Source organism: Streptomyces sp. NPDC017520 (assembly GCF_044329855.1).
Lineage (GTDB): Bacteria > Actinomycetota > Actinomycetes > Streptomycetales > Streptomycetaceae > Streptomyces.
Genome location: NZ_JBIRKB010000016.1, coordinates 1 through 12605, shown reverse-complemented (window position 1 = coordinate 12605; position 12605 = coordinate 1). Strand labels below are relative to the sequence as shown.

General features: G+C 71.2%; 10 protein-coding genes. 5 read left to right on the top strand and 5 right to left on the bottom strand.

Annotation, left to right across the window (positions count from 1 at the left end):
- Positions 1 to 144: 144 nt before the first annotated feature.
- The 5 genes from ACH4KB_RS29975 to mtnA form a co-directional block, all read right to left on the bottom strand.
- Positions 145 to 903, bottom strand: coding sequence for a ComF family protein (locus tag ACH4KB_RS29975; RefSeq protein ID WP_398068978.1), 759 nt, complete (start codon positions 901 to 903; stop codon positions 145 to 147).
- 93 nt (positions 904 to 996) lie between these two features.
- The gene (locus ACH4KB_RS29970; protein ID WP_398069087.1) at positions 997 to 2832 is read right to left on the bottom strand and encodes an LpqB family beta-propeller domain-containing protein; all 1836 of its coding nucleotides are present in this window, start codon (positions 2830 to 2832) and stop codon (positions 997 to 999) included.
- A gap of 34 nt (positions 2833 to 2866) precedes the next feature.
- Positions 2867 to 4906 carry an MtrAB system histidine kinase MtrB gene (mtrB, locus tag ACH4KB_RS29965; RefSeq protein ID WP_398068977.1) on the bottom strand — a complete coding sequence of 680 codons (2040 nt, stop codon included), beginning with the start codon at positions 4904 to 4906 and terminating at the stop codon, positions 2867 to 2869.
- Position 4907: 1 nt separating this feature from the next.
- Positions 4908 to 5597 carry a two-component system response regulator MtrA gene (gene mtrA / locus ACH4KB_RS29960; protein ID WP_007448372.1) on the bottom strand — a complete coding sequence of 230 codons (690 nt, stop codon included), beginning with the start codon at positions 5595 to 5597 and terminating at the stop codon, positions 4908 to 4910.
- Positions 5598 to 5601: 4 nt separating this feature from the next.
- Positions 5602 to 6744 (bottom strand): S-methyl-5-thioribose-1-phosphate isomerase, encoded by a 1143-nt coding sequence (gene mtnA / locus ACH4KB_RS29955; RefSeq protein WP_398068976.1) that lies wholly within the window; start codon positions 6742 to 6744, stop codon positions 5602 to 5604.
- Positions 6745 to 6884: 140 nt separating this feature from the next.
- Here mtnA and ACH4KB_RS29950 point away from each other — a divergent pair, with 140 nt between their 5' ends.
- From ACH4KB_RS29950 to ACH4KB_RS29930, 5 genes are read left to right on the top strand one after another with little or no spacing between them, the layout of a single operon-like run.
- Entirely contained in the window at positions 6885 to 8096 is a 1212-nt protein-coding gene (locus ACH4KB_RS29950; RefSeq protein WP_398068975.1) for a hypothetical protein, read from the top strand.
- A 4-nt stretch (positions 8097 to 8100) separates the two neighbouring features.
- On the top strand, positions 8101 to 8787 hold the full coding sequence (locus tag ACH4KB_RS29945; RefSeq protein WP_398068974.1) for a DUF4129 domain-containing protein: 687 nt from the start codon (positions 8101 to 8103) through the stop codon (positions 8785 to 8787).
- Complete coding sequence (locus ACH4KB_RS29940) at positions 8784 to 10034, top strand: DUF4350 domain-containing protein (protein WP_398068973.1); 1251 nt, start codon at positions 8784 to 8786, stop codon at positions 10032 to 10034. The genes ACH4KB_RS29945 and ACH4KB_RS29940 overlap by 4 nt, the downstream gene beginning before the upstream one ends.
- A complete protein-coding gene (locus tag ACH4KB_RS29935; protein WP_398068972.1) occupies positions 10031 to 11059 on the top strand; it encodes an AAA family ATPase in 1029 nt (342 codons plus the stop codon). Before ACH4KB_RS29940 ends, ACH4KB_RS29935 begins: the two co-directional genes overlap by 4 nt.
- A 13-nt stretch (positions 11060 to 11072) precedes the next feature.
- A complete protein-coding gene (locus ACH4KB_RS29930; protein ID WP_398069086.1) occupies positions 11073 to 12386 on the top strand; it encodes a DUF58 domain-containing protein in 1314 nt (437 codons plus the stop codon).
- Positions 12387 to 12605 lie beyond the last annotated feature (219 nt).

Sequence of the window (12605 nt, the reverse complement as noted above, 5' to 3'; positions counted from 1 at the left end):
TGGTGCATTCATCGAGGTCCGGCATTCACCGTTCCTCACAACCGAACATAGCCTGCGCACCAGGGTCTCGGCACCCGCTACTGGCACGTACCTCCGTTCACGGGGTATTGCCCTCTCATTACCTGCAACGATGCGGGTTCTCGGTCAGTTCCGGTTTATTTCGAAGGCGGAGGGAGAGGCTGCGACGACCGCCGCCCGGCACACTCCGTGCACGGAGGGCTCCCGACCGGCGCCGCGCGCCTCGCCGACGGCCCGTGCCGCCTCCGCCAGCGTCGATCCCGTCGTCAACAGATCGTCGACCAGGATCACCCGGCCGTGCCGGAGAGGCCCCTGTCCGAGGAGTCCGTGCCGGAGGAGCCGCCCTCCCCCTGCCGTGAGCTCCAGCGCGCCGGCCAGATTCGCCCGCCGCTGCCGCGCCCCGAGACCGGCCTGGTCGGCGACCGCGCGTCGCTGCCGCAGCAGCGGAAGCACCTCGGCCCGCAGTCCCTCGCGCCGCAGGTCCCGCGCGGCCGTGGCGGCGATCCTGCGCACCGGGTCATGGCCACGCGCCGCGGTCGAGGCGCGCGCGGAGGGCACCGGGACCAGCAGCAGAGGGCCCGCACCGCCCGGCCGCCCCGCCCAGGCCCGTACGCAACCCGCCAGGGCCCGGCCGAGCGCCCCGGCCAACCCCAGCGCGCCCCGCTCCTTGTGGGCCAGCAGAACCGCGCGTACGGCGTTCTCGTACGGCGCGGCCGCGTACACCAGGGGTAGCCCCGCGGGCCGCGGCGAAGGCCGGACCCGGCGGGCGGGCGCACCGTGCAACGCGGCCCCGCAGGCGGTGCACAGCTCGGTGCGAGGCCTGCCGCAGCCGGCGCAGGCCACCGGCAGAAGCAGGCCGGACAGTTCCTGCCACGCGTTCCGCATGGCCCCACTGTGCCGGGACCGCCGAGGCCGGGCCACCCCTGTGGAAAACCCGGGAACCCGGCGGATCCCGGCGAATCCCGGACTGCTGCCGGATCAGCCGGGGTAGACCAACGACGTGCCCTGTTTGAGGACCGTCTGCCAGTTGTCCCCGGGCGAGAGCTTCACAATGCCGTCGCCGACGGTCTCCGCCATCAGCGGAAGCAGTTCGTCGTCGGCCGCGGCGACCGACTGGACCTGGTTCACCCCGGGCAACGACCCCGAGGCCGACGTGGAGCCGTCCGCCTGCACGTAGCGCACCTGCTGGACACCGCCCTCCTCCTTGCCGACGACCACCAGCCGGCTGCGTCCCGACCAGGAGATGGCCGACACGTCCGCGAGCTGTGGTGCGGCCTGCCGCAGGTCCTCGACCGAGATCTCGGGCGCCACGGAGGAACCCCGGCGCTCGACCCGGCCGATGTTCAGCGTCGTACGGCCGTCCTTCCTCAGCAGCAGAGCGATCCGCACCCCGTCCGCGGACATCCGCAGCTCCTCGATGCGGGCGCCGTCGAGACCCGGCACCCGGACCTCCTGCGGATCGCCCGCGCCTCCGGTCAGCCGCAGCAGCCTGGGACCGGCCGGATCGCGGTCGGCGACCCACAGGTCGCCGCGGCCGTCCCAGCTCGGCGACGACAGCCGGTCGGCCGCCTTCTTCGCCTTGCTGCTGACGAGGGGGGCGGTCAGTTCACTGCTCTCCGTCTCCAGGGAGGACACGTAGAGGTGCTGCCCGTGGGAGGTGATCGCGGCGGCCCGTCGTTCGTCCCGGGCCACCCCGACGGCGCTCATCGGGACGACGCCCGCACCGAGCGGACCGGTCACGGGCTCGGGCGTGCCGGTGCCGTCGGTGGCGCCGGGGATCCGCTCCACCTGACCCTTGTCGTTGATGAAGTACTGGCTGTCGGCCTCGTCGGAGCCGTTGTCGGCGGTGAAATCCGACGCGTCGTCGGCGTCCAGTCCGCAGAGCTGGGCGCCCTCGCCGCCCTCCAGCTCCACCCGCTCGACCCGTGCCGAGGTCAGGTCCCCGAGCGTGAACAGCACCTGCGCGGCCATCATCCGGCAGGCACTGGGGCTCGCCTTGTCGGCCTTGTGGTTGAGCGGCACCTTCAGGACGTTCTGATCGTCCGACGGCAGCGCGATGACGTCCTTGCGCAGGGCGGTGCCCTTCGGGAACCGGGAGTCGACCACGGGCCGCAGCCAGTTCGTCGGACCGGCGAGCAGCGTCCTGACGGTCTGCGTGACGGTGTCCATGCGCGTGACCGGATCAGCACGGTTGCGTACGTAGACGGGGTCCGCGACGAGTGTCGACCGGCCGCTCGTACGCCCCGCGGCGAAGTAGTACTTGTTCACGGAGCGGTAGAGGCGCTTGAAGTCGGACTGCCCGAGGACCAGGCCGTCCGGCACGACGTCGATGCGCCACTCCTGCTTCCCGTCCGGCCCCTTCTCCTGCACCAGGTGCAGGGTCTGGGCGTAGTCGCTGGGCGCGAAGGGACGGTAGGAACTCTCGGCGTCGACCGCGGCCACCTTCTCGCCGGTCAGCGTGTAGGTCGTCGCCTTGTCCCGGGTGGCCCGGTCGGCCTCGTCGTGGAGCAGGGGGCCACTGCGGTTGGGGGCCTGGGCGAGCACCGTGATGCCCCCGCCCGGCTGCCAGGTGCGCCGGGCATCGGCGCTCAGGTACTTCCGGGTGGTCGCGAACGCGGGATCGTCACTGGTCATCGACTCCAGGAAGCCGTCGACGATCTCGCTGGGCACCGCGCCTTCCCGGGGCGCCACCGCGTACACCTGCACCTGGGAGTCCCCGGGCTGTGAGGCGTCGACCGCCTTGACGTCCCCGGTCACCGGCATCGAGCCGCACCCGGCCAGCACGATGACGCCACAGCCCAGCAGCGCGACCATCCGCACCGCCCGTCCTCGGCCGCCCGGACCGCGGTCAGTACCCACGAGTGGTGTCCTCCTGATCGGAATTCAGTACGCCGCTGCCCGAACGCCCACCGGGGCGCTCCTGGGCCGGGCGCGCCACGACACGCGCCCCGTTGCCGGGCAGCGCGGCGGGGTGCACCGACGAGGGGGCGCCGTTGCGGACGGCGGGACCGCGACCGGGCACAGGCAGCGGCGAACGCTCGCCGGCCCCGGGCTGGGGCGGCACGGACATCAGCCGGTGGTCGTCCGACGCGCCCGCTCCGGCCTCGTCGCGTTCCCGGTTGCCGCGGTTGCGCCGCGAGTCCTCGGGCTCCAGCGGTATCGGCGAACCACGCAGGGGCTCGTCCGCCGTACGCGGCAGGGTCAGCCGGAACTGGGACCCGCCGCCCGGCTCGCCCCAGGCCTGCAGCCAGCCGCCGTGCAGCCGGGCGTCCTCCACGGCGATCGACAGACCGAGACCCGTCCCACCGGTCGTCCGGGCCCGCGCCGGGTCCGCACGCCAGAACCGGTTGAAGACCCGGGTCGCCTCGCCGGGCTTGAGCCCGACCCCGTAGTCCCGGACGGCCACGGCGACCGCGCCCTGCGCCACGCCCATCCGCACCACGACGTCCCGGCCCTCACCGTGCTCGACGGCGTTGACCACGAGGTTGCGCAGGACGCGTTCGACACGGCGGGCGTCGGCCTCGGCTATCACCGGCTGGTCGTCGCCGACGACCAGGATCCGGGTGCCCTTCCGCTCGGCGAGCGGTTCGGCGCCACCGATCACCCGGTGCACCACGGTCCGCAGGTCTATCGGCTCGGCTTCCAGGGCGGCGGCGCCGGCGTCGAACCGGCTGATCTCCAGCAGATCGGCGAGCAGCGACTCGAACCGGTCGAGCTGGTCGCCGAGCAGCTCGGCGGAGCGCGCGGTGACGGGGTCGAAGTCGGCACGCGCCTCGTGGATGACGTCGGCGGCCATCCTGACGGTCGTGAGAGGGGTCCGCAGCTCGTGCGAGACGTCGGAGACGAAGCGCCGCTGCATCCGGGAGAGCTCCTCCAGCTGCTGGATCTTCAGCTGGAGGTTCTGGGCCATCTTGTTGAAGGCCTCACCGAGCCGGGCGATGTCGTCCTCGCCGGTGACCTTCATCCGTTCCTGGAGCTTGCCGGCGGAGAGTCGCTCGGCGATGCCGGCGGCCATCCGCACCGGTGTGACGACCTGCCGCACCACGAACCAGGCGATGGCCCCGAGCAGCACGACGACAAACAGTCCGGCGGTCGCCAGGGTCGTCCTGACCAGAGTCAGGGACTTCTCCTCCTGCGTGAGCGGGAAGAGGTAGTACAGCTCGTAGGGCTGCTGATCGATGTCGTAGAGCCGCTTGCCGACGACGAGGCCGGGCTGCGCCTCACTGCCGTACGAGTACCGGATCTGTGAGTACGTCTGGAACGCGCCCTGCCCCTCGCTCACCTTCTGCCGCAGGCGCTCAGGGACGCTGGACGCCTCGACGCTGCCGGAACCGCGCGCGGCACGGCTGCTCGCGCCCTCGGCCACCGAGTCGACGCTGAGCGCCACCACGTTGAAGGCGTTCTTGCCACCGCTGGCGAGCTGGTCGACGAGCTCGGTACGCCAGGAGGTGCTGCCGGTCATGCCGTCGGTGCGCTCGCTCCCCTGGTCGTCGGGCGCGAGGGGGATATTGGCCTTCTCCTGGGCCGCGGCGAAGCCGCCGACGGCCTGGGTCTGGGCGGCCTGGCCCTTGGCGTCGAGCAGACCGTTGCGCACCTGGCCGATGACGACGAAGCCGAGCAGCAGCACGACGCCGATCGACATCAGCAGGGTGCCCGCGACGACGCGGAGCTGCAGATTGCGCCGCCACAACCGGACGGCGGGCAGCAACGGACGGCGTACCCACCGCATCAGCAACCGCGGTACGGGCCCGCCGGGCGCCCGGTCCTCGAACAGCCGGCCGCCCTGCAGGAAACGGCTCATACGTGACGCCTTCCGTCCCGGGCCGGCAGCCCGCTCCGTACGGACTCCCGGCTCGCCGGGCCCCGGAGCAGCGCTGCCCCGGGGCATCTCAGCTCGGTCCGGCCTTGTAGCCGACGCCTCGGACCGTCACCACGATCTCCGGCCGTTCCGGGTCCTTCTCGACCTTGGAACGCAGACGCTGGACATGCACATTCACCAGGCGGGTGTCGGCCGCGTGGCGGTAACCCCACACCTGTTCCAGCAGGACCTCACGGGTGAAGACCTGCCACGGCTTGCGGGCGAGCGCGACCAGCAGGTCGAACTCCAGCGGGGTCAGGGCGATGGACTGCCCCTCCCGCTTCACGGAGTGGCCTGCCACGTCGATGACCAGGTCACCGATGGTCAGCTGTTCCGGCGCGGGCTCTTCGGACCGCCGCAGACGTGCCCTGATCCGGGCAACCAACTCCTTAGGTTTGAACGGCTTGACGATGTAGTCGTCGGCCCCTGATTCCAGGCCCACCACCACATCGACGGTGTCGCTCTTGGCAGTGAGCATGACGATCGGCACACCGGACTCGGCCCTGATCAGCCTGCACACCTCGATGCCGTCCCTTCCGGGCAGCATGAGGTCGAGCAGCACCAGGTCCGGCTTGGCCTCACGAAATGCGGCCAGTGCCTTGTCGCCGTCCGCTACGAACGACGGCTCGAAACCTTCTCCACGCAGCACAATCCCGAGCATCTCGGCCAGTGCGGTGTCGTCGTCGACGACAAGGACGCGTCCCTTCATAATCGACATCATCCCATTAGCTAATCGTTACCGGCGATGACCTGGCACACAGCTCCGCCAGTCCGGCCCCCGTGACCGGCGAAACAGCACCTTCCTCGGTGACGATCGCCGTGATCAGTTCCGGGGGTGTGACGTCGAAGGCCGGGTTGTACGCCGGGGCCCCGAGGGGTGCGACGACCATCCCCCCTCCTCCGTCGGCCGATACACCCTGCCACGATGTGAGCTCCGTCACTTCTCGCCCGGGGCGCTGCTCGACGATGATCGATGTGCCGTCCGGGGTCTCCAGATCCACGGTCGTCGTCGGCGCCACCACGATGAAGGGCACGTGGTGATACTTCGCGAGCACGGCCAGCGGATAGCTCCCCACCTTGTTCGCCACCGAGCCATCGGCGGCGATGCGGTCCGCCCCTATGAGCACCGCATCGACCTCCCCGGCCGCGAACAGGGACCCCGCCGCATTGTCCGTGAGCAGGCTGTACGTAAGTCCGTTGCGCGCAGCCTCGTACGCGGTCAGCCGGGCCCCCTGGAGCAGCGGCCGCGTCTCGTCCACCCACAGCCGTCGCAACCGGCCCTTCCGGTGCACCCGCAACGCCACGGCCAACGCCGTCCCCTCGCCCCCGGAGACCAGCGCCCCGGTATTGCAGTGGGTCAGCAGCTGATACCCGCGGCCCGGCATCAGCTCCTCCAGCAACGCCTCGCCGTACTCCGCCATACGCACGCTGGCCTGGGCATCCTCCCGGTGCAGGGCCCGCGCCGCGGCCAGCGCCGCCGCGGCGGCCGCCTCGTCGCCCGCCCCCTCGCGGACGGCTTCCCCATAGGCGGCCGCCACCCGCCGCACCCCGTAGCCGAGGTTCACCGCGGTGGGCCGCGCCCGCTCCAGCAGACCGGCCGCCTCCGCCACGTCATAGCCCCGCGCCGCCGCGAGCGCCACCCCATAGCCCCCGGCGATCCCGAGCAGCGGGGCCCCTCGCACCGCCAGAGTCTGGATCGCCCGCACCAGCGCGGGCACATCGGTACACACCAGCTCGACCTCCTCGGCGGGCAGCCGCGTCTGGTCGAGAAACACCAGCACGGGACCCTCCGGGGGCTCGTGCCAGCGAAGTACGGAAAGCGCGGGAGGCTCGAAGCCCACCGTCGATTGCGCGTCCTGATCAGCCATCCGCCCAGTCTGCCCGGTGAGGCGCCCGTACCTGAAGGCACCAAGGAAACAGAGCGGCTGGTCCACCCCGGACCCACGCGTGGCACGATGGCTGCCAACCTGCCGCCCCGATGAGCGGTCAGGACGGTGAAGGAGCGAGAATGAACGACTCTCCGGGCTGGGCGTCGCCCGGATCTGCCCCCTCCGACGGCAAGGAGACGGCGATTCCCCGCCCCTCCGAACCTCAGGACGGAAGCGGCCCGACGGGACAGTGGTCCCCCGAGCAGCCGCCCCCCGGGCAGTGGTCCCCACCGAGCAACCCCGGCAGCGGTCCCGGAGCACGACCTCCAGCCCCCGGCTGGGGCGGTGGCCCGCAGCGCCAGGGCTGGGCGGGACCGCCGCCGGCCGCGAAGCCCGGCGTCGTCCCGCTGCGCCCCCTGAGCCTCGGCGAAATCCTCGACGGCTCCGTCTCCGCCCTGCGCGCCCACTGGCGTACCGCACTCGGCTTCAGCCTCGCGGTCTCCGTGGTCACCCAGATCGCCGTTGTCCTCATGCAGCGCTATCTGCTGCCGGAACCAACCTCCGTCGACCCGAACGCCACCGGTGCCGAGGCCCTCCGCCAGGCCACCGACTCCGCCCGGTCGACGCTGGTCTCCCTGGCCCCGGCCTCCCTCGTCACGATGATCGCCACGCTCTTCACCGCGTCGATCATCACCGTGGTCATCAGCCGCTCGGTGCTGGGCCGTCCCACCACGCTCTCCGACACCTGGGCAGAGGCCCGCCCCCGGGTCCTCCCGCTGCTCGGGCTGACCCTGCTGGTGGCCCTGATCATGGCCGCCATCATGACCGTGGGCATCGGCCCCGGCCTGCTGCTGGGCTCCGAGGCGGGAGCGGCACTCGCCTTCCTCGGCTTCGCCGCCGCCTGCGTCGTGGTGCTCTGGCTGAACGTCAGCTTCGCACTCGCCGCCCCCGCCCTGATGCTGGAACGACAGAGCGTCGTCGCCGCGCTGCGCAGGTCGGCGAAGCTGGTCCGCGGCGCCTGGTGGCGCACCTTCGGGGTCCTCGCTCTGACCTGGCTGCTGACCTTCCTGCTGGCGTTCCTCGTCTCCATCCCGTTCGGGGTCATCGCGGTGATCGCCGACGGAACGGACGTCAGCGAATTCTTCAGCGGCACCTCCCCTTCCTTCGGCTGGCCGTTCCTGATCGTCACCGGCATCGGCGAAGTGATCGTCTCGACGCTGATCTACCCCTTCGTCGCCGGCGTGATGGCCCTTCTCTACGTGGACCAGCGCATCCGCCGCGAAGCACTGGACCTCGACCTCGCACGAGCCGCGGGCCTGCCCGGCTACGGCGCCGACACCCCCCGGAGCTGATGCGGTGTCGGGGGTGGGGGGCATCACCACAGCACGGCGGGACACGGCAGCGGGCGACATACCCGTGGACACTCCGCGTCTCCCCGCACGGGAGGCGGCGGAGAGCGAGCTGTCCAAGCCGATGTACCACGAGAACGACCCGAACTTCCTCCAGCGCGCCCTGAACCAGTTCTGGGACTGGGTCGCCGGGGTATTCGACGCCGCCGGCGCCACCCCAGGCGGCCCGGCCGGACTCGTCGTCCTGGTCGTCCTCGTCATCGGCCTTGCCGCCGCCCTCTGGTGGCGCCTCGGCACCCCGCAACGCTCCTCCCGGAGCCCGGACGCTCTCTTCGACAACGACGGCCCACGCAGCGCGGCCCAGCATCGCGCCACCGCCGAAGCACACGCCACGGCTCTGCGCTGGACCAAGGCCGTCCAGGAACGCATGCGTGCCATCGTCCGATCCCTCGAGGAACGTGCCCTGCTCGACCCGCGCCCCGGCCGCACAGCGGACGAAGCCGCAGCCGAAGCCGGCCGGGCCCTGCCCGAGCACAGGGCCCGGCTGCGCGCCGCCGCCCGGGCCTTCGACGACGTGACGTACGGGGGCCGCACCGCGGACCAGCCGGCATACCTGTCCCTGCGCACCCTCGACCTCGAACTCGACGAGGCAAAGCCGCTGCTGCCCGGAACCTCCCGAGGAGCCGCCGGATGACCACGGCGACCACCGTTTCCCCCACCTCGACAGCGCCCACCCCCGGCCAGGTCTGGACCCGTGCCCGAGGCATCCTGGCCGTCCTCCTCATCCTCGTCGTCGCCGGCGTCACGTTCGCCGTCGTACGTTCCGGAACGAACCACGGACAGCTCGACCCCCGCTCGACGGACCCCAAGGGAAGCCGCGCCGTGGCCGAACTTCTCAAGGCGCGCGGCGTCTCCGTCACCGTCGCCACCACTCTCGACGAAGTCACCGCCGCGACCGGTCCCGACACCACGCTCCTCGTCGCCGGCCCCAATCTCCTGACCCGGTCGCAGCAACTCCGACTGGATGCTGCGGCCTCCGCCTCCGCAGGACGCACCCTGCTGATCGCCCCGGGACCGGGAGCCACGCCTCGACTCGCCCCCGGCGTCCACGCCGCGCCGCACCAGGCCGTCAGTGCTCTCGCCCCGTCGTGCGAACTCCCCGCCGCCCGGCTGGCCGGCACAGCGGACATGGGTGGCACTCGGTACACGACGCAGGACCCCAGCGCCGTCACCTGTTACCCCGCCGCAGGCCTCCCCAGCCTGGTCGTCCTCCCGACCGGAGAGGGCGGCGACACCGTCATCCTCGGCTCCCCCGACCTCCTCCACAACGAGCGTCTCGACAAGCAGGGCAACGCCTCGCTCGCCCTGCAACTCCTCGGCTCCCGCCCCCATCTCGTCTGGTACCTCCCCTCTCTCACAGATCCATCCGCGACAACCGACAACGACTCCACCGGCGACGGAAACGAAGCCCCGTCAGAGGACGGGGCGAGGGACGACGCGTCCGACGAGAGCAGCTTCCTCGACCTCATCCCCTCCGGCTGGCTGTGGGGCACGCTCCAACTCGCCCTTGCCGCAGTCCTTGCCGCCGTATGGCGGGCCCGCCGACTCGGCCCCCTGGTGACGGAACGGCTGCCGGTGGCCATCCGCGCGTCCGAATCGGCCGAAGGCCGCTCGCTCCTCTACCGCAAGGCCAACGCCCGCGACCGTGCCGCCGACGCCCTCCGAGCCGCCACCCGTACACGTATCGCACCCCTCGCCGGAGTGCCCTCCCGTGATGCGCACACCCCTGACGTCCTTCTCGCCGCCGTGTCCGCGCGCATCACCACCTCGGACCACGACCTCTCCACCATGCTCTTCGGTACGGCTCCTTCCACCGACGCCGCCCTGGTCCTCCTCGCTGATCAACTCGACGCCCTCGAAAGAGAGGTACGCACTTCATGAGCGCCCCGACCCCCGAGCCGGCCGAGCCCACGGTGCCCGCAGCGGCGCCCGTGAGGCCCGCAGAACCGGAGCCGTCCGACAGCGCCCGTGCGTCTTTGGAGGCTCTGCGCTCCGAGATCGCCAAGGCCGTCGTCGGCCAGGACCCCGCCGTCACCGGACTCGTCGTCGCGCTGCTCTGCCGGGGACACGTACTCCTCGAAGGCGTACCCGGCGTGGCCAAGACTCTGCTGGTCCGCGCACTTGCCGCATCACTCGAACTCGACACGAAGCGCGTCCAGTTCACCCCCGACCTCATGCCGAGCGATGTCACGGGTTCACTGGTCTACGACGCGCGCACCGCCGAGTTCTCGTTCCAGCCCGGCCCCGTCTTCACCAACCTGCTGATCGCCGACGAGATCAACCGCACGCCTCCCAAGACTCAGTCCTCCCTCCTCGAAGCGATGGAGGAAAGGCAGGTCACCGTGGACGGGACGCCACGGCCACTGCCTGACCCCTTCCTCGTCGCCGCGACCCAGAACCCCGTCGAGTACGAAGGCACCTATCCCCTGCCCGAAGCCCAACTCGACCGCTTCCTGCTCAAACTGACGGTTCCGCTCCCTTCACGGCAGGACGAGATAGATGTCCTCACCCGTCACGCCGACGGCTTCAACCCGCGCGACCTCCAGGCCGCGGGGATACGGCCCGTCGCCGGGCCCGCCGATCTGGAAGCAGCACGCGAAGCCGTCGCGAAGACGTCCGTCTCCCCCGAGATCGCCGGCTATGTCGTGGATATCTGCCGTGCCACGCGCGATTCCCCCTCGCTCTCCCTCGGCGTCTCCCCCCGAGGCACCACCGCACTGCTGTCGACCGCCCGTGCCTGGGCCTGGCTGACCGGCCGGGACTATGTCACCCCGGACGATGTGAAGGCCCTGGCGCTTCCCACGCTCCGTCATCGCATCCACCTGCGGCCCGAGGCGGAAATGGAAGGAGTCACCCCCGACTCCGTCATCGCCTCAGTGCTCGCCCACGTCCCCGTACCCCGATGAGGCGGTGACCACCATGGCCCTCACCGGACGTACCGCGCTGCTGGCCGCCCTGGGATCACTCCCTGTAGGCATCCTCGCTCCCAGCTGGACCGGGATACTTGCGGTCAACGCTCCGCTCTCACTGGCAATTCTGTGCGACTATGCGCTGGCCGCGCCAGTGCGTACGCTCCGATTCACTCGATCCGGCGATACATCCGTTCGACTCGGTGACGCGGCCGAAGTGCAACTGACGGTGACCAACACCTCGCGCCGGCGCCTGCGAGCCCAGCTGCGGGACGCCTGGCCCCCCAGCAGTTGGACCTCGGGCTCCGAACGCCGCGCTTCCCGCCACACACTGGCGATTCCTGCCGGGGAACGGCGACGTCTGGTCACTGTTCTGCGTCCGACCCGGCGCGGCGATCGGCAGGCCGAACGCATCACCATCCGCTCGTACGGCCCGCTGGGCCTCGCGGCACGGCAAGGACAGCACCGGGCACCGTGGACCGTACGAGTTCTGCCACCGTTCACCAGCCGCAAGCATCTGCCTTCGCGGGTCGCCCGACTCCGGGAACTCGACGGCCGCACCAGCGTTCTGACACGCGGTGAAGGCACGGAGTTCGACAGTCTGCGCGCCTACGTGCCCGGGGACGACACCCGCTCGATCGACTGGCGGGCCACCGCCCGCCAGTCCGCCGTAGCGGTCCGGACATGGCGTCCCGAGCGTGACCGGCACATCCTGATCGTCCTCGACACCGGCCGCACGTCAGCGGGCCGGGTAGGTGACGTCCCCCGCCTGGACGCCTCGATGGACGCCACACTCCTTCTCACCGCGCTCGCCACCCGGGCGGGCGACCGCGTGAGCCTCCTCGCCTACGACCGCCAGGTCCGAGCCCGGGTCCAAGGCCGGACGGCAACGGGCAATGTTCTGGCCACCGTCATCAACACCCTGGCCACGCTGGAACCCGAGCTCATCGAGACGGACGCCCGGGGCCTGAGCAACGCCGCCCTGACCGACGCCCCTCGCGGTTCGCTGATCGTCCTTCTCACGACGTTGGAGGCCGCCCCCATCGAGGAGGGGCTTCTCCCGGTGCTGCCTCAACTCACCCAGCGCCACACCGTTCTACTGGCCGCGGTCTCCGACCCTCGGGTTGAAGGAATGGCCCACGCACGGGGAACCGTGGACTCGGTGTACGACGCGGCAGCCGCCGCGCAGGCCCAGGCCGACCGTGGCCGTACGGCCGACAGGCTCCGCCGCCACGGCGTTGTCGTCGTGGACGCCACTCCGGAGAATCTCGCCCCCACGCTTGCCGATGCGTATTTGGCCCTGAAGGCCGCAGGGCGTCTCTGACGGAGAGCCCGGCGCCTTACCCTGCCCTGTCCTGCTGGCACGGGCGCCGGGGAGTACCCGGGGAACCGCATGCTCCAGCTCGCGTTCTCCTGACTCTCCTCGGTGCCGGTGCCGATCGAGTCGTGAACGCAGAAAAGCCCCGTGCCACAAGGCACGGGGCTTTCCCGGAAAAATTGTTCGGCGGCGTCCTACTCTCCCACAGGGTCCCCCCTGCAGTAC

Excerpts from the sequence above, each read along its gene's own strand:
- ACH4KB_RS29975 (WP_398068978.1), bottom strand. The coding sequence starts at position 903 with ATGCGGAACGCGTGGCAGGAACTGTCCGGCCTGCTTCTGCCGGTGGCC.
- ACH4KB_RS29970 (WP_398069087.1), bottom strand. The coding sequence starts at position 2,832 with ATGGTCGCGCTGCTGGGCTGTGGCGTCATCGTGCTGGCCGGGTGCGGC.
- mtrB (WP_398068977.1), bottom strand. The coding sequence starts at position 4,906 with ATGCCCCGGGGCAGCGCTGCTCCGGGGCCCGGCGAGCCGGGAGTCCGT.
- mtrA (WP_007448372.1), bottom strand. The coding sequence starts at position 5,597 with ATGATGTCGATTATGAAGGGACGCGTCCTTGTCGTCGACGACGACACC.
- mtnA (WP_398068976.1), bottom strand. The coding sequence starts at position 6,744 with ATGGCTGATCAGGACGCGCAATCGACGGTGGGCTTCGAGCCTCCCGCG.
- ACH4KB_RS29950 (WP_398068975.1), top strand. The coding sequence starts at position 6,885 with ATGAACGACTCTCCGGGCTGGGCGTCGCCCGGATCTGCCCCCTCCGAC.
- ACH4KB_RS29940 (WP_398068973.1), top strand. The coding sequence starts at position 8,784 with ATGACCACGGCGACCACCGTTTCCCCCACCTCGACAGCGCCCACCCCC.
- ACH4KB_RS29935 (WP_398068972.1), top strand. The coding sequence starts at position 10,031 with ATGAGCGCCCCGACCCCCGAGCCGGCCGAGCCCACGGTGCCCGCAGCG.
- ACH4KB_RS29930 (WP_398069086.1), top strand. The coding sequence starts at position 11,073 with ATGGCCCTCACCGGACGTACCGCGCTGCTGGCCGCCCTGGGATCACTC.